The sequence below is a fragment of the Streptomyces sp. NPDC013455 genome (assembly GCF_040632975.1).
Taxonomy (GTDB): domain Bacteria; phylum Actinomycetota; class Actinomycetes; order Streptomycetales; family Streptomycetaceae; genus Streptomyces.
The window spans coordinates 49,681-72,246 of sequence record NZ_JBEYCX010000016.1 but is presented as its reverse complement, the minus strand read 5'-3'; the positions used below and the strand labels follow the sequence as shown (position 1 = coordinate 72,246).

Below are 22,566 nucleotides of genomic sequence, written 5' to 3'. Positions count from 1 at the left end.
TTCATGCTGACCATCCTCGGCTTCGCCATGATCGCGACCTTCCTGGTCCTGATCATGCTGAAGAAGCTGTCGCCGATCGCGGCGCTCGTGCTCGTACCCGCGCTCTTCTGCGTGTTCGTGGGCAAGGGCGCCAAGCTCGGCGACTACGTCATCGACGGCGTCACCGGCCTCGCCCCCACCGCGGCGATGCTCATGTTCGCGATCGTCTACTTCGGTGTGATGATCGACGTCGGCCTCTTCGACCCGGTCGTACGGGCCATCCTGAAGTTCTGCAAGGCCGACCCGCTGCGCATCGTCGTCGGTACGGCGGTTCTCGCCGCGATCGTCTCCCTGGACGGCGACGGCTCCACCACCTTCATGATCACCGTCTCGGCGATGTACCCGCTGTACAAGCGCCTGAAGATGTCCCTGGTCGTGATGACCGGCGTCGCCGCCATGGCCAACGGCGTGATGAACACGCTGCCCTGGGGCGGTCCCACCGCCCGGGCCGCCACCGCCCTGAAGCTCGACGCGAGCGACATCTTCGTGCCGATGATCCCCGCCCTCGCCATGGGCCTGGTGTTCGTCCTCGCCCTCGCCTACGTCCTCGGCCGCCGCGAGCGGAGCCGGCTCGGCGTGCTCACGCTGGACGAGGCCCTGGCCGAGGAGCCGGAGACGGTCCTGGTCGCCGCCGGCTCCGACACCGTGGCGGCGAAGGCCGGCGGTGCCGGTGCGGGCCTCCCGGAGGAGCCCGAGGAGGAGGGCCTGCAGGGGCTGGACCCCGACCGCCCCACCCTGCGCCCCAGGCTGTACTGGTTCAACGCACTGCTCACGGTCGCCCTGCTCACCGCCATGATCATGGAGTGGCTGCCGATCCCGGTGCTGTTCCTGCTCGGCGCGGCCCTCGCCCTGACCGTCAACTTCCCGCACATGCCGGACCAGAAGGCCCGCATCGCCGCCCACGCGGAGAACGTCCTCAACGTCTCCGGCATGGTGTTCGCCGCCGCCGTCTTCACCGGCGTCCTCCAGGGCACCGGCATGGTGGACCACATGGCCACCTGGCTGGTGGACAACATCCCCGACGGCATGGGCCCGCACATGGCCTTCGTCACCGGCGTGCTGAGCATCCCGCTGACCTACTTCATGTCCAACGACGGCTTCTACTTCGGCGTCCTGCCGGTGCTCGCCGAGGCGGGCCAGGCGCACGGCGTCTCCTCGCTGGAGATCGCCCGCGCCTCCCTGGTCGGCCAGCCCCTGCACATGTCCAGCCCGCTCGTCCCCGCTGTGTACGTCCTGGTCGGCATGGCCAAGGTCGAGTTCGGCGACCACACCCGGTTCGTGGTCAAGTGGGCCGCCCTCACCTCGCTGGTGGTCCTGGGCGCGGGAATCCTGTTCGGCATCATCTGATCACCTGGGAGGACGTTCCATGGCGCCCGGCGGGAACCGCGGCTGGCTGCTCCGCCTCGTCATCGCCTTCGGCTGCGCGCAGGGGGCGGTGTCGATGGCCCGGCCGGCCGTCTCCTACCGGGCCCTCGCGCTGGGCGCCGACGAACGGGCGGTCGGTGTCATCGCCGGTGTGTACGCCCTGCTGCCGCTGTTCGCCGCCGTACCGCTCGGCCGCCGCACCGACCACGGCCGCTGCGCACCCCTGCTGCCGGCGGGCGTGGTCCTCATCGCCGGCGGCTGCGCGCTCGGCGGAGTCGCGGACTCGCTGTGGGCGATGGCCCTGTGGAGCGGGGTGATGGGCCTCGGCCACCTGTGTTTCGTGATCGGCGCCCAGTCGCTGGTCGCCCGCCAGTCCGCGCCGCACGAACAGGACCGCAACTTCGGGCACTTCACCATCGGGGCCTCCCTCGGCCAGCTCGCCGGACCGGTGGCCGCGGGCGCCCTCATCGGCGGCCCCGACATGGCGCGCAGCAGCGCGCTCGCCCTCGTCGTGGCGGGCGCGGGCGCGGCGGTGGCGTTCACCTCCCTGTGGCGCATCGAGGACCGTACGGCAGCCGGCTCCCGACCGGCACCCGGCGGGCGGGTGCCGGTCGCCGGCATCCTGCGCGCCCGGGGCGTGCCCGCGGGCATGCTGATCAGCCTGTCGGTGCTGTCCGCGACCGACATCCTCACCGCCTACCTCCCGGTGGTCGGCGAGCACCGGGGCATCGCCCCCTCGGTGATCGGCGTCCTGCTCGGTCTGCGGGCCGGCGCCACCATCGCCTGCCGGCTCGTCCTGACCCCGCTGCTGAGGCTGCTCGGCCGGTCGGCCCTGCTCACCGTGACCTGTCTGCTGGCCGCGCTGCTGTGCGCGGGGATCGCGCTGCCGGTGCCGGTGTGGGGGCTCGGCGTGATGCTCACGGTCCTCGGCTTCTGCCTGGGCGTGGGCCAGCCGCTGTCGATGACGACGGTGGTGCAGGCGGCGCCCGCCCGGGCCCGCTCCACCGCACTCGCCCTGCGCCTGACCGGCAACCGGCTCGGCCAGGTCGCGGCACCCGCCGCGGCGGGCCTGGTCGCCGGTCTGGCGGGGGTGGCGGCGCCGTTCGTGCTGCTGGGCGCGCTGCTGCTGCTGTCGTCGGGGGTGGCGTTGCGTTCCCCCGGACGGCCCGGGGGCGAAGACGGCCGGCGGGCGGACCGGGAGGGGCCGAAGCGGCCGGGATTGCGCCGCACGAGCGATCTCTGACGGCGCGTCGGGCGTCGCTCCCGGCGGCCACGGGGGGTATGACGCAGAGTCCGAGGCGAAAGAGCGATTTGTATGAAAATCGTCTGAACTCGGAGGATTGCGCATGCCCACCCTGACACTCCCACGTGCCGTCGGCTCCCGCGCGGGCGCCACAGTCGTCCTCACCGCCCTCGCCGCGGCGGGTGCGTCATGGGTGGCGGCGCCGAGCGCGGTGGCCCAGGGGGAGAACGGCGACATCCGGATCCACGACGAGCGGCACCTGCACGGAACGCTCGTGGGGTCGGCCAAGGACGATCCCGTGGTCTGCCGGTTCTATCTGGAGGCCGTCAACTTCGACACCCTGCCCGCCATCGCCTACACCATCACCGCGCAGCCTCCGCTGGCCACCGCGGCCATCGTCACCGGTACCATCCAGCTCGCCGGGGGTGCCGGGCACACCGACCCGCTGGGGCTCGCGGACGGGCAGTACAAGATCAGCTGGACCGTGGGCACACCCCCCGCGCTGAAGGAGAAGGTCTTCCGCGTCAACTGCCACGACAACCAGCACGACGGGAACAAGGGGCCGGGCGGGCAGATCGCGGACCACCAGCAGAACGACACCTCCTGGGGCCAGGGCGGCGACCACAACGGGCCGAAGGGCGGTGTGCACGCGGGCGGCGGCGGCCTGATCGACACGGCCGCCGCGTACTCGCCGGTGGCCGCCGCGGCCGCCGTGGGCCTGGTCGGTGTCGGTGCCGTCGTGTACTACCGGCGCAACCGCCGGCGGCCCCATGGTGTCGCGTAGGCACCGACGCAGGCCCTGGCACCGGACCCGCGCCTACCGTCTGGCCAGGACGGCCCTGCTCGTGGTCGTCCTGGTGTCGGTGGTGCGCTGCGGGGGCGACGGCAGGCCGGCCGAGCCTCCGGCGGCCGGGGACCGGACGTCCGACCGGGCCGACGGGCGCGGCGCCGGCCGGGAAGGGGCCGACTCCCCGCCCGCACCCCCGCCCCGCCCGCTGCCCCGGTCCCGCCCGACCACCCTGCGCGTGCCCTCGCTGGGCGTCGACGCCCCGGTCATCCCGCTCCGGCTCGACCGCAACCGGGAGCTGGAGACCCCGCCCGTCGACCGGCCCAAGCTGGTCGGCTGGTACCAGGGCGGCCCCACGCCCGGCGAGCCCGGCACCGCGATCGCCGTCGGCCACCGCGACACCAGGACCGGGCCGGCCGTGTTCGCCGGGCTCGCGCAGGTGCGGCGCGGCAGGCGCATCGAGGTTGCGCGGGCGGACGGGCGCACCGCCGTCTACTCCGTGGACCGGGTCAAGGTCTACGACAAGGCCGGCTTCCCGGACAAGGAGGTCTACGGCCCGACCGGGCGCCCGGAGCTGCGGGTCCTCACCTGCGGCGGCCTCTTCAGCCGGCGGACCGGCTACACCAGCAACGTGGTGGTCTTCGCCCATCTGACCGCGACCAGGTGACCGGTGGACCGGCCGGTGCGGACGCGCTGTCCGCGCCGGCCGGTCCGTTCGTCATGATGGCCCGGTACGTCTGTGACCACAGGGTGTCTGGCGCCCGAAAACTAACACCGCTAGTTTGTGTGCCGGACGACGCGGACCCGCCGGGAGGAAGAGCATGAAGGCACACGACGGCCTGTACATCGACGGCGCTTGGCGCCCCGCCGACAGCAGGGACGTGATCGAGGTCGTCAACCCCGCCGACGAGCAGGTCGTCGGCCGGGTCCCGGCCGGCGGCGCGCTGGACGTCGACACGGCCGTACGCGCCGCGCGCGCCGCCCTGCCCGGCTGGGCCGCCACGCCCCCGGCCGAGCGCGCCGCACGCCTGGCCGCGCTGCGGGACGCGCTGGAGGCCCGCCGGGCCGAGATCGCCGAGACGGTCACCGCGGAACTGGGCGCGCCGCCGAAGTTCGCCGACTCCGTGCACGTCGGCTCGCCCCTCGCGGTCGCCGCCGCCTTCGCCGAACTCGCCGCCCGCCACCCCTTCGAGGAGCGGGTCGGCAACTCCACCGTGTTGCACGAGCCGGTCGGCGTGGTCGGCGCGATCACACCCTGGAACTACCCGCTGCACCAGATCGTCGCCAAGGTCGCCGCGGCCCTCGCCGCCGGCTGCACGGTCGTCCTCAAGCCCGCCGAGGACACCCCGCTCACCGCCCAGCGGTTCGCCGAGGCGGTGCACGAGGCGGGCGTACCCGCGGGCGTGTTCAACCTGGTCACCGGGTTGGGTCCGGTCGCCGGACAGGCGCTCGCCGAACACCCGGGCGTGGACCTGGTCTCCTTCACCGGCTCCACGGCGGTCGGCAGGCGGATCGGCGCCGTGGCCGGCGCGGCCGTCAAGAAGGTCGCCCTGGAGCTGGGCGGCAAGTCCGCCAACGTCATCCTGCCGAGCGCCGACCTGGCCAGGGCGGTCAACGTCGGCGTCGCCAACGTGATGGCCAACTCCGGCCAGACCTGCAGCGCCTGGACCCGCATGCTGGTCCACCGCGACCAGTACGCCGAGGCCGTCGAGCTGGCCCGGGTGGCCGCCGCGAAGTACGGCGACCGCATCGGCCCGGTGGTCAGCGCCAGCCAGCAGGCGCGGGTGCGCGGTTACATCGAGAAGGGCATCGCCGAGGGCGCCCGCCTGGTCGCCGGCGGCCCCGAAGCACCCCGCGACACGGGTTACTTCGTCAGCCCGACCGTCTTCGCGGACGTCACCCCGGAGATGACGATCGCCCAGGAGGAGATCTTCGGTCCGGTCCTGTCGATCCTGAGGTACGACGACGAGGAGGACGCCCTGCGCATCGCCAACGGCACGGTGTACGGCCTCGCGGGCGCCGTCTGGGCCGGCGACGAGGCCGAGGCGGTGGCCTTCGCGCGCCGTATGGACACCGGCCAGGTGGACATCAACGGCGGCCGGTTCAACCCCCTCGCGCCGTTCGGCGGTTACAAGCAGTCCGGAGTCGGCCGGGAACTCGGCAGCCACGGGCTCGCCGAGTTCCTCCAGACCAAGTCCCTCCAGTTCTAAGGGAGTCCTACGTCATGGCCGTACGAGCCGCCGTCCTGCCCGCCATCGGCGCCCCGCTGGAGATCACCCGGATCGAGCTGCCCGACCCCGGACCCGGCCAGGTCCGGGTCCGCCTCGCCGCCGCCGGCGTCTGCCACTCCGACCTGTCCCTGTCGAACGGCACCATGCGGGTGCCGGTCCCGGCCGTCCTCGGCCACGAGGGCGCCGGCACGGTCGTCGCCGTCGGGGAGGGCGTCACCCATCTCGCTCCCGGCGCGCCGGTGGTCCTCAACTGGGCGCCGTCCTGCGGCACCTGCCACGCCTGCACGCTCGGCGAGGTCTGGCTGTGCGCCCACGCGCTGAGCGGCGCCGCCGACGTCTACGCCCGCACCACCGACGGCACCGACCTGCACCCCGGCCTCAACGTCGCCGCGTTCGCCGAGGAGACGGTCGTCCCCGCCTCCTGCGCCCTTCCGGTCCCGGACGGCGTCCCGCTCGCCGACGCCGCTCTCCTGGGCTGCGCCGTCCTCACCGGCTACGGCGCCGTCCACCACTCCGCGCGGGTCCGGCCGGACGAGACGGTCGCCGTGTTCGGCGTCGGGGGAGTGGGCCTCGCCGCCCTCCAGGCGGCGCGGATCGCGGGCGCGTCGAAGATCGTCGCGGTCGACGTCACGCCGGAGAAGGAGGAGCTCGCGCGTACGGCCGGGGCCACCGACTACGTGGTCGCCTCCGAGCACACCGCCCGCGCGATCAGGGGCCTCACCGGCGGACAGGGCGTCGACGTGGCCGTCGAGTGCGTCGGCCGCGCCACCACGATCCGCACGGCCTGGGACTCCACCCGCCGCGGCGGCCGCACCACGGTCGTCGGCATCGGCGGCAAGGACCAGCAGGTCACCTTCAACGCCCTGGAGATCTTCCACTGGGGCAGGACCCTCTCCGGCTGCGTCTACGGCAACTCGGACCCGGCGAAGGACCTGCCGGTGCTTGCCGCCCACGTCCGGGAGGGCCGCCTCGACCTGGGCGCCCTGGTGACGGAGCGGATCGGTCTGGAAGGCATCCCGGCGGCCTTCGAGAACATGCTCGCGGGCAAGGGCGGCCGGGCGCTCGTACTGTTCTGACCAGCGGATCCGTGACGCCCGGGGGCAGCGGCCCCCGGGCGTCACGGATCTCCGTGCACACCCGTTGACCCCATACCGTCCAGTCAGTATGTTCCCCGGGAACGTCCCCACCGCACCCACCGGAGTGTGCACGCATGGACACGTTCCCCTCCGCTCACCCCGCTCCCGCCACGACCGCCGCGCCCACCGGCAACCGCCGCCGCGTCGCCACCGCCGCGGCCCTCGCCTCGGCCGTCGAGTGGTACGACTACTTCGTCTTCGGCATAGCCGCCGCCCTCGTCCTCGGCGACCTGTACTTCCCGGCCGGCAGCCCCACCGCCGGGGTCCTCGCCTCCTTCGCCACCTTCGCCGTGGGCTTCCTGGCCCGCCCGCTCGGCGGCATCGTGGCCGGACACCTCGGCGACAAGCGCGGCCGCAAGCCGATGCTGGTCCTCGCGCTCACCCTGATGGGCATCGCCACCACCGGCATCGGCCTGCTCCCGACGTACGACACGATCGGCGTCGCCGCGCCCGTCCTGCTGGTCGCCCTCCGTGTCGTGCAGGGCGTCGCGGTCGGCGCCCAGTGGGGCGGCGCGATGCTGCTGGCCACCGAGTACGCCCCCGAGGGCAGGCGCGGTGTCTACGGCAGTGTCGTCCAGCTCGGCGTGCCGATCGGCGTGGTGACGGCCAACTCGGTCTTCCTGCTGGCCGGAGCCTTCACCACCGACTCGGCCTTCGCCGCCTGGGGCTGGCGCGTGCCGTTCGTCGCGGGCCTGTTCGTCCTCGCACTCGCCTGGTACATCCACGCGCGCGTCGAGGAGACCCCCGCGTTCCGCGAGGCCGAGCGGGCGCTGGCCGAGAAGGAGAAGGCGGAGCAGCCCTCCCCGCTGCGCACGATCCTGCGCGGCCACCTCGGCACGGTCCTCCTCGCCGGCGGATCCTTCGCCGTCAACACCGCGACCTTCTACATCCTGATCACCGGCGTCCTCGACTACACCACCCGTGAACTCGGCATGAGCAAGAGCGCCGTCCTCACCGTCTCCCTGTGCGTCAGCCTCACCCAGCTGGTGCTGATCCCGGCCGCGGCCGCGCTCTCGGACCGGATCGGCCGCATCCGTGTCTACGCGTCCGGCGCGGCCGGCATCGCCCTGTGGGCCGTACCGCTGTTCCTGCTGATCGACACCGGCTCGCTGCTGTGGCTCGCCGTCGGCACCTTCGTCGCCAGCTGTTTCCTCAGCATCATGTACGGCCCCCAGGCCGCCCTGTTCGCCGAGCTGTTCACGCCCGGGATGCGCTACACCGGGGCCTCCCTCGGCTACCAGATCGCGGCCGTGCTCGGCGGCGGCCTGGCGCCCTTCGTGATGGTGCTGCTGCTGGAGGCGACGGGCACCTCGATGGCGGTGTCCGGCTACCTCGTCGCGCTGTCCGCGATCGCCCTCGTGTCCATCAGGATCCTCTCCGGCCGGGCGGGTTCACGCTGACTGCGCCGGTTCCGGCCGCCGGCCGCCCGCCCCGGCGGCCCGAACCGGCCTACGCGGTCGTCCGCACCTGCTCGTACTGCCCCGCCAGACCGTCCAGCAGCGCCGTCAGCCCCGTCTCGAAGGCCCGCTCGTCGATCTTCTCCTGCTGCTCGGCGAGCAGGTGGGCCTGGCCGAGGTGGGGGTAGTCCGCGGGGTCGTAGGCGCTCTCGTCGTCCACGAAGCCGCCGGCGAACGAGCCGAGCGCGGAACCCATGATGAAGTACCGCATCAGCGCGCCGATGGAGGTCGCCTGCGCGGGCGGCCAGCCGGCGTCGACCATCGCGCCGTAGACCGCGTCCGCGAGCTTCAGCCCGGCCGGGCGCCGCCCCGGGCCCGTGGCGAGGACCGGGACGATGTTCGGGTGGTCGCGCAGGGCCGCCCGGTAGGAGACCGCCCAGTCGTGCAGCGCGGTCCGCCAGTCCCGCCCGTCCTCGAACATCGACAGGTCGACCAGTGCGCTGACCGAGTCCGCCACCGCCTCCAGGATCTCGTCCTTGGTGCGGAAGTGGTTGTAGAGGGAGGGCCCGCTGACCCCCAGTTCGGCGGCGAGCCGGCGGGTGGAGACCGCCGCCAGGCCCTCCCGGTCCACGAGGTCCCGGGCCGTCGCGACGATCCGGTCGGTGCTGAGGAGGGGCTTGCGCGGTCGGGCCATGGCGCACATAGTAGGGCTGCGGATGGAAACTAGCAGTGCTAATTTAAATGTACGACTTTCAAGATCCGGTGACGGATCCGTTCGGTGTGGGGTGATCTCGTGGTGAACCTGGGGCTCAGCGAGGAGCAGACGGCCGTACGGCGGCTCGCGCGCGACTTCGTGGCGCGCGAGATCGCTCCCCACGTCGTCGCCTGGGACCGGGCCGAGGAGGTCGACCGGGGCATCGTGAAGAAGCTCGGCGAGGTCGGTTTCCTCGGTCTGACCATCGACGAGGAGTACGGCGGCTCCGGCGGCGACCACCTCGCCTACTGCCTGGTCACGGAGGAGCTGGGCCGCGGCGACTCCTCGGTGCGCGGCATCGTCTCCGTCTCCCTCGGGCTCGTCGCCAAGACGATCGCCGCCTGGGGCACGGAGGAGCAGAAGCGGCAGTGGCTGCCGGGGCTCACCGCGGGCGAGTACGTCGGCTGCTTCGGGCTCACCGAGCCCGGCACCGGCTCCGACGCGGGCAACCTCACCACCCGCGCCGTGCGCGACGGCGACGCCTACGTCGTCAACGGCACGAAGATGTTCATCACCAACGGCACCTGGGCCGACGTCGTCCTGCTCTTCGCCCGGTCCACCGACGCCCCCGGCCACAAGGGCGTGTCCGCCTTCCTGGTGCCCACCGACACCCCGGGCCTGACCCGCCGCCCCGTCCACGGCAAGCTCGGCCTGCGCGGCCAGGCCACCGCCGAACTCGTCCTGGAGGACGTGCGCGTGCCGGCCTCCGCGCTGCTCGGCGAGGAGGGCAAGGGGTTCTCGGTCGCGATGTCCGCGCTCGCCAAGGGCCGGATGTCGGTGGCCGCGGGCTGTGTCGGCATCGCGCAGGCCGCGCTGGACGCGGCCGTCGGGTACGCCGGCGAGCGGGAGCAGTTCGGCAAGCCCATCGCCCGCCACCAGCTCGTGCAGGAGCTGATCAGCGACATCGCCGTCGACGTGGACGCGGCCCGGCTGCTGACCTGGCGGGTCGCCGACCTCATCGACCGCGGCGAGCCGTTCGCCGTGGAGTCCTCCAAGGCCAAGCTGTTCGCCTCCGAGGCCGCCGTCCGCGCCGCCAACAACGCCCTCCAGGTCTTCGGCGGCTACGGCTACATCGACGAGTACCCGGCCGGCAAGCTGCTGCGCGACGCCCGCGTGATGACCCTCTACGAGGGCACCAGCCAGATACAGAAGCTGCTCATCGGGCGCGCCCTGACCGGCGTCTCGGCGTTCTGAGTACCTTCCTGAGTATCCCGGCGGATGCGGCGCGGGCCGCGTCCGCCGATGCTTCGTGCCATGAGTGAGACACCGGTCAAACAGCAGAGCACCTCCGCCTTCTACGGCCAGGCCGTCGCCTCCTTCGCGGTCGCGATGGCGGCCACCGCCATCGGCATCTTCCGGCTGGAGGCGAGCGCCTGGGTGCGCGGCTTCCTGGCGATCGCCGTGCTCTACCTCGTCACCTCCGCCTTCACTCTCGCCAAGGTGATCCGCGACCGGCAGGAGGCCGGGCAGATCGTCAGCCGCGTGGACCAGGCCCGCCTGGAGAAGCTGCTCGCCGAGCACGACCCCTTCGAGAAGATCTGACAGAATCCTCGACGCCCCGGGAAGCCGTGAGCGGCCGCGCACGGCCCGGCGTGGCTCCGGGCGGCTCCGCTAAGCGCTCGCTCACCATCGGCGGTATGGTGGTGCTCCTGTCACCGAGAGGGGCGAGCGAGCGATGAGTACGGCGCAGGAGACGACCGGCGGCGAAGTGGAGCCGTGGGAAGAGGTCACCCCTGACGCGGCCCGGCGGCTGCTCGTCGCCGCCGTGGAGGCCTTCGCCGAGCGTGGCTACCACGCGACGACGACCCGGGACATCGCGGGCCGTGCCGGCATGAGCCCGGCCGCGCTCTACATCCACTACAAGACCAAGGAAGAGCTGCTCCACCGGATCAGCCGGATCGGCCACGACAAGGCCCTCGACATCCTGCGCACGGCGGCCCGCCGCGAGGGCAGCGCCAGGGAGCGGCTGGCCGACGCGGTCGGCTCCTTCGTCCGCTGGCACGCGGGGCGGCGCACCACCGCGCGGGTCGTGCAGTACGAACTCGACGCCCTGGGCCCCGACGCCCGCGCCGAGATCGTCGCGCTGCGCCGGCAGGTGGACGCCGAGGTCCGCGGGATCATCGAGGACGGTGTCGCCTCGGGCGAGTTCGACGTGGCGGACGTCAAGGGCACCACGCTCGCCGTGCTGTCGCTCTGCATCGACGTCGCCCGCTGGTTCGACGTGAACGGCCCGCGCACCCCCGAGGAGGTCGGCGCGCTCTACGCCGACCTCGTGCTGCGCATGGTCGGGGCCGCGTAGCCCTACACGTAGTACCGGGACACCGACTCCGCCACGCACACCGGCTTGTCGCCGCCCTCGCGCTCCACGGTGAAGGCGACGCTCACCTGCACCCCTCCGGTGACGTCCTCGACGCCGGTGATCGTCGCGGTGGCGCGCAGCCGCGAGCCGACCGGCACCGGCGCGGGGAAGCGGACCTTGTTCGTGCCGTAGTTGACGCCCATCTTCACGCCCTCGACCCGGATGAGCTGGGGGGCGAAGAGCGGGAGCAGGGACAGGGTGAGGTAGCCGTGCGCGATGGTGGTCCCGAACGGACCCGCGGCGGCCTTCTCCTGGTCCACGTGGATCCACTGGTGGTCCCCGGTCGCGTCGGCGAACAGGTCGATCCGCTTCTGGTCGATCTCCACCCAGTCGGTGTGGCCCAGTTGCTCGCCCACGGCCGCCTTCAGCTCGTCGGGGGAGGTGAAGGTCCTCGGTTCTGCCATGTTCCCGGCCTCTCGCTCGCATGTCTAAGCAACTGCTTAGCATGGTCGGGTCGGGGGCCCCTGTCAACGGACCGCGACCGGCGCCGGGTCGGTAGTCTCTGAGGAGTGCCCCAGATTCCCGAGAAGGTCCACGAGCTGACCGTCGGCCAGCTGTCCGCGCGCAGCGGCGCCGCCGTCTCCGCCCTGCACTTCTACGAGGCCAAGGGCCTGATCTGCAGCCGGCGCACATCGGGCAACCAGCGCCGCTACACCCGCGACACGCTGCGCCGCGTCGCCTTCATCCGCGCGGCCCAGCGGGTCGGCATCCCGCTGGCCACGATCCGCGAGGCCCTGGCCGAACTGCCCGAGGAACGGACACCGACCAGGGAGGACTGGGCCCGGATGTCGGAGAAGTGGCGCACGGAGCTGGACGAGCGGATCCGGCAGCTGAACCGCCTGCGCGACCACCTCACCGACTGCATCGGCTGCGGGTGCCTGTCCATGGAGAACTGCGTGCTGTCCAATCCCGACGACGTGTTCGGCGAGCGGCTGACGGGGTCGCGGCTGCTGCCCGAGAGCCGCTGACGGACGGACCCGCGGCCTACTCGAACTCCGTCCCGCCCTTCCGGGTCAGGTATGCCGGGCTCACGGCCTTGGCGATCGCCCGGCCCCCCGTCACCGCGCTGTACCGCTCCACCGCGGGGCGTATCACGACGCCCTCCCGCAGGTGCAGTTCCCGCCCGGACACCGTCTCCCGTCCGCTCGCGCACTCCAGCACCCGCTCGATGTCGTACGGCCCGGCGTACAGCCGCGGCACCGACGGCAGCTCCCCGGCCAGCACCTCGGCCGGGTCGAGCCACCGCACGGTCCCGGCCACCTCGGCCGAGACGTCGAACGCCGCGTACCCGAGGGTGTCCCGCCGCCCGTCGGCCCCGTAGGCCAGGTCCTGCACCCCCGCGCCGTACACCTCGCCGAAGATGCCGACCCGCGTGGCGCCCAGCCGCTCGCACAGCCGTGCGGCCGCCTCGGCGACCCCGTGCCCGCGCACCGCGCGCCAGTACAGGTTGCGCGGGTCCTCCTTCAGCGCCAGCGACTTGGCCCCGAAACCCTTGGAGGAGACGTAGACCCGCCCCTGCTCGGCCACATACGTCAGCAGGCAGGCCGAACCGTGCAGCTTCTCCGTCAGCACCACCGGCTCGCCCGGCATGAAGATGTCCGGGTAGCGCTGGATGTTCTCGATGTCGACCCAAGGGAGCAGATCGGGCGCCGGCTCCACGTCCCCGTTCATCGTCGGCGGGACGGGCGGCACCCACTTGGTGATGCCCAGCCGCTCCGCGAAGTCCGTGCCCTCGGCCGCCGCCCGCGCCAGATCGACGTCCGCGAGCGCCTCCGGCCGGCACACGATGCCCTGCGACAGCTCACCGCGCAGCCGTACCGCCTTGACCCGGTTGGCCTGACCGCCCGCCAGCCGGCCGGTCAGGCCCAGCTCCGCCACCAGCCCGGCCGGCAGGACCGCCTGCTCGGGGATGTAGAGGGCGGCCTCGCCGGTGCGGTAGGCGCCCCTGGCGACGACGGCCCGGTACAGGCCCACCTGGGCCAACTCCAGTGCGTCGGCGTTCGGATGCTCGTGGACGGTCAGCACTTCGGCGGTGACGCGCAGCGTGGACATGGGACCCCCGGTTCATCGGTGTGGTTGCATCGCCTCCCACTCTGCGGACGTGAAAGCGGTGGAGCGACCGGATTTGAACCTGCTAGCGTCCGGTCCCGGCCGGCTCCGCCGTGTGCGCGCCCCGCCGGGCACGCTCCGCGGGAGGGGTGCGGCATCCCCTGCGCACCCCTTGCCCGGGGCCGCCCGCCGCTCGGGCCGCCCCCGGTGACACCGGCCGCTCAGGCCGACATCAGCAGGCGTTCCCGCCTGGCGTACCGAAGGGCCCGCTCGGTGAGGACGGGCCGCGGCACCAGGATCCCGCAGTCCGCGCAGACCGGGCCGGACGACGGCTCGTGGTCCAGGCCGTACTTCCAGACCAGCCGTTCGCCCTGGCACACCGGGCAGCAGGCGCCCGGCTCCCGCTCCAGCGCCGCGATCAGCCGGCGCAGCACCTCCGCCAGCGGCTCCCGCGGATGGACCCGCGGGTCGTCGCACCAGGCGACGCCGAACCCGCCCCAGGTCAGCCGGTGCCAGTCGTCCACGCTGCCCGGCCGGCGCAGCCCGTCGTGCTTCTCCTTCTTCCGGCGCTCGGTGAAGTCGGTCTCATAGGAGAGCCAGACGTCACGGGCCTCTTCCAGCTCCTCCAGCGCGGCCACGAGCCGCGCCGGGTCGGGGGAGCGGTCCTCCGGGCCGAAGCCCGCCCGGGAGCACAGGTGGTCCCAGGTCGCCCGATGCCCGTAAGGGGCGAACTTCTCGAGGCACTTGCGCAGCGAGTACCGCCGCAGTGCCAGATCACAGCCCGGATCGCGTACCTGTCTCGCCAGACTCCGGAAACCTGCCATCGCCCTGCACCTCCGTCACACCTGCACCTGTACTCCGGTCACTTCGGCGTCATCGCGCGGACGTCGCCGAATAGACGTATCGACAGGCGATTCGGCTCCATCTCTTCTCGGTATCTGCTCGCGCACTCCGAAAAGTGACGCATGTTCATCTTCGAACGGGGGGATACCGGCGGTAACGTTCGGCCACCCCTGTCATAGGAGCTGCCATGCCACGGCGAACCCCACGTACCGCCCTTGACAGACTGAGAACGTTCCGCCACCGTTCCGGGTTCCTGAAGACCGCGTCCGTATGCGTCCTCGTCGCCGGTCTCCTCACTCCCCTCACCGGAACGGCCGCGGCCGCCACCGACGCCACGGCGCCGAACGACTACTGCGGCGGCCGGTGTTCGGACATCCTTCCGCCCGGTGAGAACGGCAACGCGACACTCGCGCAGATCCTGCTCAACCAGGCATTCGGCACCCAGCCCGCGCACGCCGAGGACCAGCTCGGCCCGTACGCCGGCCTGGCCACCGGTTACCCCGGCCTGACCGACGCGAAAATCAACTCCTTCTTCAACGACGCCTCGTTCGGCGTCCCCGCCGACCAGGTCGCCTCCACCGAGAAGCCCGCCGGCCGGACCGACGTGACGATCGTCCGCGACAAGAAGACCGGTGTGCCGCACATCACGGGCACCACCCGGTACGGCACCGAGTTCGGCGCCGGATACGCGGCGGCCGAGGACCGGCTGTGGCTGATGGACGTCTTCCGGCACGTGGGCCGCGGGCAGCTGACCGCCTTCGCGGGCGGCGCCGCCGCCAACCAGGGCCTGGAGCAGCAGTTCTACCGCAGCGCGCCCTACACCGAGGCCGACCTCCAGGCCCAGATCGACGGCGCCGTGGCGCGCAACGGCACCCGCGGCCGGCAGGCCCTCGACGACGTGAGGGCCTACATCGACGGCGTCAACGCCTACATCGACGCCTCCGACAGCGGCCGTTACTTCCCCGGCGAGTACGTCCTGACCGGCCACAAGGACTCGATCACCAACGCCGGGACGATAGAACACTTCAAGGTCACCGACCTGGTGGCGCTCGCCTCCGTCATCGGCTCGCTGTTCGGCTCCGGCGGTGGCGGCGAGGTCACCAACGCCCTGTCCCTGCTCGCCGCCCAGGCCAGGTACGGCGTCGAGGAGGGCACCCGGGTCTGGGAGTCCTTCCGCGAACGCGACGACCCCGAGGCCGTCCTCACCGTCCACGACGGCCGGAGGTTCCCGTACGGCGCCAAGCCCGCCGACCCCCGGGGCGCGGCCCTGCCCGACCCCGGCTCGGTGACCCGGGAACCGCTCGTTCACGACCGCACGGGCAGCGCCGCCACCACGGCCGCGAAGACCTCCTCCGACACCGCCGCGAAGACGGCCCTGGGCTCGGCCCGGCGCGGGATGTCCAACGCCCTCGTCGTCAGCGGCGCACACACCGCGAGCGGCCACCCGATCGCCGTGTTCGGCCCGCAGACCGGCTACTTCGCCCCGCAGCTGCTCATGCTCCAGGAGATCCAGGGGCCGGGCATCAGCGCCCGCGGCGCCTCCTTCGCGGGCCTGAGCATGTACGTCGAACTGGGCCGCGGCCAGGACTACGCCTGGAGCGCCACCACCTCGGGCCAGGACATCATCGACACCTACGCGGTGGAGCTGTGCCAGGACGACCACCACTACCTGTTCCACGGCACCTGCACCGCCATGGAGAAGATCGAGCAGAAGAACGCCTGGAAACCGACCACGGCCGACGGCACCCCCGCGGGGTCGTACACCATGCGCGTGTGGCGGACGAAGTACGGTCCGGTGGAGTACCGGGCGACCGTCGGCGGCAAGAAGGTCGCCTACACCACCCTGCGCTCCTCCTACCTGCACGAGGCCGACTCGATCATCGGCTTCCAGATGCTCAACGACCCCGACCACGTCAAGGGACCGGAAACCTTCCAGAGCGCGGCCCAGCACATCAACTACACCTTCAACTGGTTCTACGCCGACTCCCGGCACACCGCCTACTACAACAGCGGTGACAACCCGGTCCGGGCGGGCGGTGTCGACTCCGAGTTCCCGGTCCGGGCGGAGCCGGCGTACGAGTGGCGGAGCTGGGACCCGGTCACCAACACGGCGGACTACACCCCGGCCGCCGAACACCCCAACTCCGTCGACCAGGACTACTACGTCTCCTGGAACAACAAGCAGGCCGAGGGCTACACGTCCGCGCCCTGGGGCGACGGCTCCGTGCACCGCGGCAACCTGCTGGACGACCGGGTCGGGAAGCTGGTCGCGGCCGGCGGGGTGACCCGGGCCAAGCTGGTGCAGGCCATGGCGGACGCGGGCCTGGCCGACCTGCGCGCCGAGGACGTGCTGCCCGGGCTGCTCAAGGTGGTCGGCTCCTCGCCGGTGACCGACTCCACGGCCGCCGCGGCGGTGGGCAGGCTCCAGACGTGGGTCACCGCGGGCGCCAGGCGCACCGAGACGTCGGCCGGTTCCAGGACGTACGCCCACGCGGACGCGATCCGCATCCTGGACGCCTGGTGGCCGCTGCTGGTCAAGGCGGAGTTCGAGCCGGGGCTCGGCAGCGACCTCTACACCGCGATCACCGCGAGCCTGCCGGTCGACGAGGCGCCGTCCGCCGGCCACGGCCCCACCGGCTCGCACGCCGGGAGCTCCTTCCAGTACGGCTGGTGGTCGTACGTCGACAAGGACATCCGGGCGGTGCTCGGGGAGCCCGTGCGGGGCCCTCTCGCGCGGACCTACTGCGGCGGCGGCGGTCTCGGCGCCTGCCGGGACGCGCTCATCGGCACGCTGAAGCAGGCGGCCGGCATGACGGCCGCCCAGGTCTACCCGGGCGACGACCAGTGCGCGGCGGGCGACCAGTGGTGCGCCGACTCGATAGCCCACCGCACCCTGGGCGGCATCAAGCACGGCAGGATCGGCTGGCAGAACCGGCCGACCTTCCAGCAGGTCGTGGAGTACACCGCGCACCGCTGAGGTGACGCGGGCGGCGGGGCGCAGAACCCCGCGCACCGCTGAGGTGACGCGGGCGGCGGGGCGCAGAACCCCGCGCACCGCTGAGGTGACGCGGGCGGCGGGGCGCAGAACCCCGCGCACCGCTGAGGTGACGCGGGCGGCGCGGGCGGCGGGTCAGGTGACGCGGTCCGCCGCCACGACGCGGCCGGCCACCAGCACCAGTCGCGCCAGTTCGGGGTGCACGATGTCGCTGTGCGCCCCGGACGGCGCGCCCCCGCGCCGGACCACCGCCGCCACGTCCACGTTCACGCACCCCGACGCAGGCAGCCGGCCGCCGAGGGCCGCCGCCAGGTCCAGCCGGACGGTGCCCGGTACCGCCTGCACACCGTCGTGCCCCATCGCGCCCCAGCGGGGCCCCAGCACGGCCGCGATCTCGTTGCCCGCACACGCGCGGTCGTCCCCGGCGAGCCGGGAGGCCAGCGGGTAGAAGGTGCCGAGGGCCGCGTCGAAGCGCGAGTGACAGCACACCAGCGGTCCGTCGACACGCCGCTGCCGGTCCTTCAGCGTCCCCGACCGGTCCGGCGCGTGCGGCAGCCGCGCCGCGAACGCGTAGTGCGAGAACGCCCCCTGGAGCAGGGTCACGGACTTCACCACGGCCACGCTCCCGGGCAGCCCGCGCAGCGCGAACGCCACCAGCCGGCCGCCGAAGCTGTGCCCGACCAGATGCACCCGCACGCCGGGCGCCGCGGCGGCCAGCCGGCCGAGCAGCGGCCCGAGTCCGCGCTCACCGACCGTCCCGGCCCGCCGCTTCATCCGGTGGTACGTCGCCTGCCGCAGCAGTTCCTTCGCGCCGTCCCAGGGATTCGGGAGGCGGAACGCGGCCGCGTCCGCGTCCGCCGGCGGGCCGAGCGCGGCCAGGGCGTCGGCGAACCGCTCGCACACCGTCACCGGGTCCCCGCCGAACACGGCCGGCTCGCCCGGCTCGTCCGTGTCGGCCACGCCCGGCCGCCGGTCCGCGTCCAGCAGCAGCCGGACCATCCGGCCGAACTCGGGCAGCCCCGCCTCGCCGTCCGGCCGTTCGTCCAGCATCCTGGCCAGCCGGTCCGTCACGGTCGCCCGGTCCGGGAAGGTCTCCACCAGCGCGCGCCGGGTCTCCTTGTCCAGCGCCGGGCGCGGCTCCCGCTCCGCCTCCACGGCCGCCGCGGACCTCGGGAAGTCGGGGATCGGCTCGTCGCTGAACCGCATCGACGGCCAGAAGACGCCGACGTATCCGAGCCGGGCCTTCGGCGCCAGCCCCGGGAACGGGGCGAAGAAACGGCGGTACAGCGCGGTCGCGCCCGAACGGTCGTTGTTCCAGCCGTGCGCGAAGACGACCAGGTCACGGACGCCGCGGTCCGCGACCTGTGTCAGCAGCCGGTCGCGGGCGGGGCCGTCCACGTCCCCGTCCGCGTCGAAGGTCAGCTCCCAGTAGGGAGTCACGCTCATCCCAGGATCCGCCATGCCAGACTCCCTCGTCCCCGAGACACGGTGCGTTGCGCACATATCGTCCTGCGAGGGAGCGGAGTTGGCCATATGGTGCGGGCTACTTGTAGAGGAGGTATTCCGTGCGAATCCGCCGGAACGCCGCCAGCTCCTCCTGCCAGGCTCCCGTCACCTCGTCGGTGTCCGCGCCCGCGTCGATCATCGTGCGCACCCGGGCGGACCCGGTGAGCTTGTCGATCCAGTTGTCGGACCGCCAGGCGAAGCCGCTCCACACCTCCTTCGCGGTCACCAGCAGCGCGATCCCCGTGCGCACCGGGTCGAAGGCGGCCCGGTCGGTCACGTGGATCTGCACCCCGCCGACCGTCTTGCCCTGGAACTTGGAGAACGTGGGCGTGAAGTACGCCTCCCGGAACCGCACGCCGGGCAGCCCGAGTCCGTTCGCCGCCGCGGCCCAGCGGCCGTCGACGCCCTCGGCGCCGAGCAGTTCGAACGGCCGGGTCGTGCCGCGCCCCTCGGAGAGGTTGGTGCCCTCGAACATGCAGGTCCCGGAGTACACCAACGCGGTGTCCGCCGTCGGCATGTTGGGGCTCGGCGGCACCCAGGGCAGACCGTAGTCGTCGTAGAACCGGCCGCGCTTCCAGCCCGTCATCCGCACCGTCTCCAGGGCCACGGGCTCGGGCAGGAACTCCCCGTTGAACAGTCCGGCCAGCTCCGCCACGGTCATGCCGTGCGCCTGCGCGATCGGCTGCCGGCCGACGAAGGTGGCGAACTCCTTGTGCAGCACCGGGCCCTCGGCCGTGCGGCCGGTCACCGGGTTCGGGCGGTCCAGGACGACGAAGCGCTTGCCGGCGAGCCGCGCCGCCTCCATGCAGTCGTACAGGGTCCAGATGTAGGTGTAGAAGCGGGCGCCCACGTCCTGGATGTCGAACACGACCGTGTCGACGCCGGACGCGGTGAACACGTCGGCGAGCGGCCGGCCGCTCTTCTGGTACGTGTCGTACACCGGGAGCCCGGTCGCCGGGTCGTCGTAGCGGCCCTCGGAGCCGCCCGCCTGGGCGGTGCCGCGGAAGCCGTGCTCGGGGCCGAAGACGGCCGTCAGCCTGACGCGGGGGTCCGCGTGCATCACGTCGACGATGTGCTCCGTGTCACCGGTGATGCCGGTGGGATTGGTTACGATGCCGACGCGCCGGCCCTCCAGCACCGAGTAACCATCGGCGGCGAGTCGCTCGAAGCCGGTGTGGAGATGCTCGCGGTGCCGGGGCGCGGCGGGCAGGGCCGTCGTCGTCGCCGATGCCAGAAGGGTCCGTCGGGACAGGTGCATGGGCGTGGGGTCCTTTCGGTGAGTGGTCGCGTGCAGGCCGTCCTGGGGTGCTCGCGCAGTTCCCCGCGCCCTGTGAGGTTGGTGCAGTCACCCTTCCTTTTACACATACCGACCGTTTAGTCTGGCGACCGCTGGGCCGAGCCGCACCGTGCCGAAGGAGACCGATGGTGGAAGGCGTGCAGGACGCGAGGGTGATCGTCACGGGGGCCGGCGGTGGGATCGGGGCCGCGCTGGCCCGGCGGTTCGCCGCCGAGGGGGCCCGGGTCGTGGTGAACGACCTGGACGGCGACAAGGCCCGGGCGGTGGCAGAGGAGATCGGCGGGACCGCCGTACCCGGCGACGCCTCCGCGGTCGTCGGTGCGGCCCGGGACGCGCTCGGCGGCACGGTGGACGTCTACTGCGCCAACGCGGGCGTCGCCTTCGAGGACGGCGACCTCGCGGGCACCCTGGACGAGGCGTCCTGGGCGGCCTCCTGGGACGTCAACCTGATGGCCCACGTCCGCGCGGCCCACGCGCTGCTGCCCGACTGGCTGGAACGGGGCGCCGGGCGGTTCGTCTCCACCGTCTCCGCCGCCGGGCTGCTGACCATGATCGGCGCGCCCTCCTACAGCGTCACCAAGCATGGCGCCTACGCCTTCGCCGAGTGGCTGTCGCTGACCTACCGCCACCGGGGCGTCAAGGTCCACGCCATCTGCCCGCAGGGCGTGCGCACCGACATGCTCGCCGCCACCGGCAGCGCGGGCGACCTGGTGCTCAGGCCGAACGCGATCGAGCCGGAAGCCGTGGCCGACGCACTGCTGAAGGGCATCGAGGAGGACCGCTTCCTGATCCTGCCGCACCCCGAGGTCGCCGGCTACTACCAGGTACGGGCCGGCGAACCCGAGCGCTGGCTGACGACCATGAACCACATCCAGCGCACCTGGGAGGCCGCCCGGTGACGGCCCGCCGGTACGCCGACCGGCCCTGGCTCGCCCTCCTGAACGAGGCCCAGCGCGCCCCGGTCGACCCCGCCGACTCACTCGTGCACGCCCTGCGCGCCGCCGTCGCCGAGGCCCCCGACCGCACGTTCCTCGCCTACTTCGACGCCCGGCTCGGCTACCGCGAGGTGGACGAGCTGACCGACGCGGTCGCCGCCCACCTCGCCGCGCGCGGACTGGAGTCAGGCGACCGGGTGGCCGTCGTGCTGCAGAACTCCCCGCACTTCGTGCTCGCCGTGCTCGGCGCCTGGAAGGCGGGCGCCACCGTCGTCCCGGTCAACCCCATGTACAAGTCGGCCGAGCTGGCGCACATCCTGCGGGACGCCGAGGTGACCGCGCTGGTCTGCTCGGACCGGGCGTGGGCGGCGTACCTGAGGGACACGGCGGCCGGCACACCGGTGCGGATCGTGCTCACCGCCTGCGAGCTGGACTTCCAGACCCGCGACGACCCGCGCGTGCTGGCCTTCGAACGGCTGCCGCAGGCGCCGGACGCCGACGACCTGGTGACCGTGGCCCGGCAGGGCGGCCGCCGCCCCGAGGGCCGGGCACCGGGCCCGCGGGACACCGCGCTGATCAGCTACACCTCCGGCACCAGCGGCACACCCAAGGGCGCCACCAACACGCACGGCAACCTCATGTACGGCGCCGAGCGGCAGCGGACGGGCCTCGCGCTGCCCGAGGCACCCGTCTACCACGCGCTCGCGCCCCTGTTCCACATCACCGGCATGGTCTGCCAGTTCGCCGCCTGCCTGAACAGCGCGGGCACCCTGGTGCTCGCCTACCGCTTCGACCCCGGGGTCGTCCTGGAGGCCTTCGCCGAGCACCGCCCGCACTACACGGTCGGCCCGTCCACCGCCTACATGGCGCTCGCCGCCCATCCGGACGCCACCCCCGGGCACTTCGCCTCCTTCCTCAACCTCTCCTCCGGAGGCGCGCCCGTGCCACCCGCCCTGGTGCGGGACTTCGCCCGGCGCTTCGGGCCGTACATCCGCGTCGGCTACGGCCTCACCGAGTGCAGCGGCGCCTGTGCCGCCGTTCCGCCCGGCCGGGAGGCGCCCGTGGACCCGGTCTCCGGGACGCTGTCCGTGGGCGTGCCGGGCGCCGACACGCTCGTCCGCATCCTGGACGAGCGGGGCGCGGAGGTGCCCTTCGGGACGCCGGGCGAGATCGTCGTCCGCGGCCCCCAGGTGGTGCCCGGCTACTGGCGCCGCCCGGAGGCCACCGCCGAGACCTTCCCGGACGGCGAACTGCGCACCGGCGACATCGGCTTCATGGACGAGCGGGGCTGGCTGTACGTCGTGGACCGCAAGAAGGACATGATCAACGCCTCCGGCTTCAAGGTGTGGCCGCGCGAGGTCGAGGACGTCCTGTACACCCATCCCGCGGTGCGCGAGGCGGCCGTCGTCGGCGTGCCCGACGGGTACCGTGGCGAGACCGTCAAGGCGTACGTCAGCCTCCGCCCGGGGGCCGCTGCGGACCCGGACGAACTCGCGGTGTACTGCAGGGAGAGACTGGCCGCCTACAAGTACCCGCGGCAGGTCGCGATCCTGCCCGACTTGCCGAAGACGACGAGTGGGAAGATCCTCCGGCGGGAACTGCGTTCCCGCACCGCACACGACCAGTAGCT

20 protein-coding genes are annotated in these 22,566 nt (G+C 72.8%); 14 read left to right on the top strand and 6 right to left on the bottom strand.

The window, feature by feature from the left end:
- Positions 1–3: 3 nt before the first annotated feature.
- The 7 genes from ABZ576_RS24325 to ABZ576_RS24295 all read left to right on the top strand — a co-directional run bounded on the left by ABZ576_RS24325 (position 4) and on the right by ABZ576_RS24295 (position 8,201).
- The gene (locus tag ABZ576_RS24325; RefSeq protein WP_360744539.1) at positions 4–1,386 is read left to right on the top strand and encodes a citrate:proton symporter; all 1,383 of its coding nucleotides are present in this window, start codon (positions 4–6) and stop codon (positions 1,384–1,386) included.
- Positions 1,387–1,405: 19 nt separating this feature from the next.
- Positions 1,406–2,647 carry an MFS transporter gene (locus tag ABZ576_RS24320; RefSeq protein ID WP_360744536.1) on the top strand — a complete coding sequence of 414 codons (1,242 nt, stop codon included), beginning with the start codon at positions 1,406–1,408 and terminating at the stop codon, positions 2,645–2,647.
- 103 nt (positions 2,648–2,750) lie between these two features.
- Positions 2,751–3,431 carry a hypothetical protein gene (locus tag ABZ576_RS24315; RefSeq protein WP_360744533.1) on the top strand — a complete coding sequence of 227 codons (681 nt, stop codon included), beginning with the start codon at positions 2,751–2,753 and terminating at the stop codon, positions 3,429–3,431.
- Entirely contained in the window at positions 3,418–4,101 is a 684-nt protein-coding gene (locus ABZ576_RS24310; RefSeq protein ID WP_360744530.1) for a class F sortase, read from the top strand. The genes ABZ576_RS24315 and ABZ576_RS24310 overlap by 14 nt, the downstream gene beginning before the upstream one ends.
- 154 nt (positions 4,102–4,255) lie before the next feature.
- On the top strand, positions 4,256–5,644 hold the full coding sequence (locus ABZ576_RS24305; protein ID WP_360744527.1) for an aldehyde dehydrogenase family protein: 1,389 nt from the start codon (positions 4,256–4,258) through the stop codon (positions 5,642–5,644).
- Between the two features lie 14 nt (positions 5,645–5,658).
- Positions 5,659–6,741: a Zn-dependent alcohol dehydrogenase gene (locus ABZ576_RS24300; protein WP_360744524.1), complete on the top strand. Its 1,083-nt coding sequence runs from the start codon at positions 5,659–5,661 to the stop codon at positions 6,739–6,741.
- 134 nt (positions 6,742–6,875) lie between these two features.
- Positions 6,876–8,201, top strand: coding sequence for an MFS transporter (locus ABZ576_RS24295; RefSeq protein WP_360744522.1), 1,326 nt, complete (start codon positions 6,876–6,878; stop codon positions 8,199–8,201).
- A gap of 49 nt (positions 8,202–8,250) precedes the next feature.
- Here ABZ576_RS24295 and ABZ576_RS24290 read toward each other — a convergent pair whose 3' ends face one another.
- Positions 8,251–8,892: a TetR/AcrR family transcriptional regulator gene (locus ABZ576_RS24290; protein WP_360744519.1), complete on the bottom strand. Its 642-nt coding sequence runs from the start codon at positions 8,890–8,892 to the stop codon at positions 8,251–8,253.
- Positions 8,893–8,994: 102 nt separating this feature from the next.
- Between ABZ576_RS24290 and ABZ576_RS24285 the strand changes: the two genes are divergently transcribed.
- From ABZ576_RS24285 to ABZ576_RS24275, 3 genes are all read left to right on the top strand, one after another.
- The gene (locus ABZ576_RS24285; RefSeq protein WP_360744775.1) at positions 8,995–10,146 is read left to right on the top strand and encodes an acyl-CoA dehydrogenase family protein; all 1,152 of its coding nucleotides are present in this window, start codon (positions 8,995–8,997) and stop codon (positions 10,144–10,146) included.
- Between the two features lie 60 nt (positions 10,147–10,206).
- A complete protein-coding gene (locus ABZ576_RS24280; protein WP_360744516.1) occupies positions 10,207–10,494 on the top strand; it encodes a YiaA/YiaB family inner membrane protein in 288 nt (95 codons plus the stop codon).
- A 133-nt stretch (positions 10,495–10,627) separates the two neighbouring features.
- Complete coding sequence (locus ABZ576_RS24275) at positions 10,628–11,251, top strand: TetR/AcrR family transcriptional regulator (RefSeq protein ID WP_360744513.1); 624 nt, start codon at positions 10,628–10,630, stop codon at positions 11,249–11,251.
- A gap of 2 nt (positions 11,252–11,253) precedes the next feature.
- Here the strand turns inward: ABZ576_RS24275 and ABZ576_RS24270 are convergent, their stop codons facing one another.
- Positions 11,254–11,715 carry a MaoC family dehydratase gene (locus ABZ576_RS24270; protein ID WP_360744510.1) on the bottom strand — a complete coding sequence of 154 codons (462 nt, stop codon included), beginning with the start codon at positions 11,713–11,715 and terminating at the stop codon, positions 11,254–11,256.
- Between the two features lie 105 nt (positions 11,716–11,820).
- Between ABZ576_RS24270 and soxR the strand changes: the two genes are divergently transcribed.
- Positions 11,821–12,279, top strand: coding sequence for a redox-sensitive transcriptional activator SoxR (gene soxR, locus ABZ576_RS24265; RefSeq protein ID WP_360744507.1), 459 nt, complete (start codon positions 11,821–11,823; stop codon positions 12,277–12,279).
- A 16-nt stretch (positions 12,280–12,295) separates the two neighbouring features.
- Here the strand turns inward: soxR and ABZ576_RS24260 are convergent, their stop codons facing one another.
- Both ABZ576_RS24260 and ABZ576_RS24255 read right to left on the bottom strand, forming a co-directional pair.
- Positions 12,296–13,363 carry an RNA ligase (ATP) gene (locus tag ABZ576_RS24260; protein WP_360744504.1) on the bottom strand — a complete coding sequence of 356 codons (1,068 nt, stop codon included), beginning with the start codon at positions 13,361–13,363 and terminating at the stop codon, positions 12,296–12,298.
- Between the two features lie 218 nt (positions 13,364–13,581).
- On the bottom strand, positions 13,582–14,184 hold the full coding sequence (locus ABZ576_RS24255) for a hypothetical protein (RefSeq protein ID WP_360744501.1): 603 nt from the start codon (positions 14,182–14,184) through the stop codon (positions 13,582–13,584).
- 206 nt (positions 14,185–14,390) lie between these two features.
- Here ABZ576_RS24255 and ABZ576_RS24250 point away from each other — a divergent pair, with 206 nt between their 5' ends.
- Positions 14,391–17,180, top strand: a complete 2,790-nt coding sequence (locus ABZ576_RS24250; protein ID WP_360744498.1) for a penicillin acylase family protein — start codon at positions 14,391–14,393, stop codon at positions 17,178–17,180.
- 153 nt (positions 17,181–17,333) lie between these two features.
- Here ABZ576_RS24250 and ABZ576_RS24245 read toward each other — a convergent pair whose 3' ends face one another.
- Complete coding sequence (locus ABZ576_RS24245) at positions 17,334–18,659, bottom strand: serine-threonine protein kinase (protein ID WP_360744495.1); 1,326 nt, start codon at positions 18,657–18,659, stop codon at positions 17,334–17,336.
- 82 nt (positions 18,660–18,741) lie between these two features.
- Positions 18,742–19,962, bottom strand: coding sequence for a DUF1343 domain-containing protein (locus ABZ576_RS24240; protein ID WP_360744492.1), 1,221 nt, complete (start codon positions 19,960–19,962; stop codon positions 18,742–18,744).
- A gap of 164 nt (positions 19,963–20,126) precedes the next feature.
- Here ABZ576_RS24240 and ABZ576_RS24235 point away from each other — a divergent pair, with 164 nt between their 5' ends.
- Positions 20,127–20,900: an SDR family NAD(P)-dependent oxidoreductase gene (locus ABZ576_RS24235; protein ID WP_360744489.1), complete on the top strand. Its 774-nt coding sequence runs from the start codon at positions 20,127–20,129 to the stop codon at positions 20,898–20,900.
- Positions 20,897–22,564: an AMP-binding protein gene (locus tag ABZ576_RS24230; protein WP_360744486.1), complete on the top strand. Its 1,668-nt coding sequence runs from the start codon at positions 20,897–20,899 to the stop codon at positions 22,562–22,564. The genes ABZ576_RS24235 and ABZ576_RS24230 overlap by 4 nt, the downstream gene beginning before the upstream one ends.
- Positions 22,565–22,566 lie beyond the last annotated feature (2 nt).

Bases quoted from the DNA above. Each gene is read 5' to 3' on its own strand.
- ABZ576_RS24325 (WP_360744539.1), top strand. From the start codon at position 4: ATGCTGACCATCCTCGGCTTCGCCATGATCGCGACCTTCCTGGTCCTG.
- ABZ576_RS24320 (WP_360744536.1), top strand. From the start codon at position 1,406: ATGGCGCCCGGCGGGAACCGCGGCTGGCTGCTCCGCCTCGTCATCGCC.
- ABZ576_RS24315 (WP_360744533.1), top strand. From the start codon at position 2,751: ATGCCCACCCTGACACTCCCACGTGCCGTCGGCTCCCGCGCGGGCGCC.
- ABZ576_RS24310 (WP_360744530.1), top strand. From the start codon at position 3,418: ATGGTGTCGCGTAGGCACCGACGCAGGCCCTGGCACCGGACCCGCGCC.
- ABZ576_RS24305 (WP_360744527.1), top strand. From the start codon at position 4,256: ATGAAGGCACACGACGGCCTGTACATCGACGGCGCTTGGCGCCCCGCC.
- ABZ576_RS24300 (WP_360744524.1), top strand. From the start codon at position 5,659: ATGGCCGTACGAGCCGCCGTCCTGCCCGCCATCGGCGCCCCGCTGGAG.
- ABZ576_RS24295 (WP_360744522.1), top strand. From the start codon at position 6,876: ATGGACACGTTCCCCTCCGCTCACCCCGCTCCCGCCACGACCGCCGCG.
- ABZ576_RS24290 (WP_360744519.1), bottom strand. From the start codon at position 8,892: ATGGCCCGACCGCGCAAGCCCCTCCTCAGCACCGACCGGATCGTCGCG.
- ABZ576_RS24280 (WP_360744516.1), top strand. From the start codon at position 10,207: ATGAGTGAGACACCGGTCAAACAGCAGAGCACCTCCGCCTTCTACGGC.
- ABZ576_RS24275 (WP_360744513.1), top strand. From the start codon at position 10,628: ATGAGTACGGCGCAGGAGACGACCGGCGGCGAAGTGGAGCCGTGGGAA.
- ABZ576_RS24270 (WP_360744510.1), bottom strand. From the start codon at position 11,715: ATGGCAGAACCGAGGACCTTCACCTCCCCCGACGAGCTGAAGGCGGCC.
- ABZ576_RS24260 (WP_360744504.1), bottom strand. From the start codon at position 13,363: ATGTCCACGCTGCGCGTCACCGCCGAAGTGCTGACCGTCCACGAGCAT.
- ABZ576_RS24255 (WP_360744501.1), bottom strand. From the start codon at position 14,184: ATGGCAGGTTTCCGGAGTCTGGCGAGACAGGTACGCGATCCGGGCTGT.
- ABZ576_RS24250 (WP_360744498.1), top strand. From the start codon at position 14,391: ATGCCACGGCGAACCCCACGTACCGCCCTTGACAGACTGAGAACGTTC.
- ABZ576_RS24245 (WP_360744495.1), bottom strand. From the start codon at position 18,659: ATGGCGGATCCTGGGATGAGCGTGACTCCCTACTGGGAGCTGACCTTC.
- ABZ576_RS24240 (WP_360744492.1), bottom strand. From the start codon at position 19,962: ATGCACCTGTCCCGACGGACCCTTCTGGCATCGGCGACGACGACGGCC.
- ABZ576_RS24235 (WP_360744489.1), top strand. From the start codon at position 20,127: ATGGTGGAAGGCGTGCAGGACGCGAGGGTGATCGTCACGGGGGCCGGC.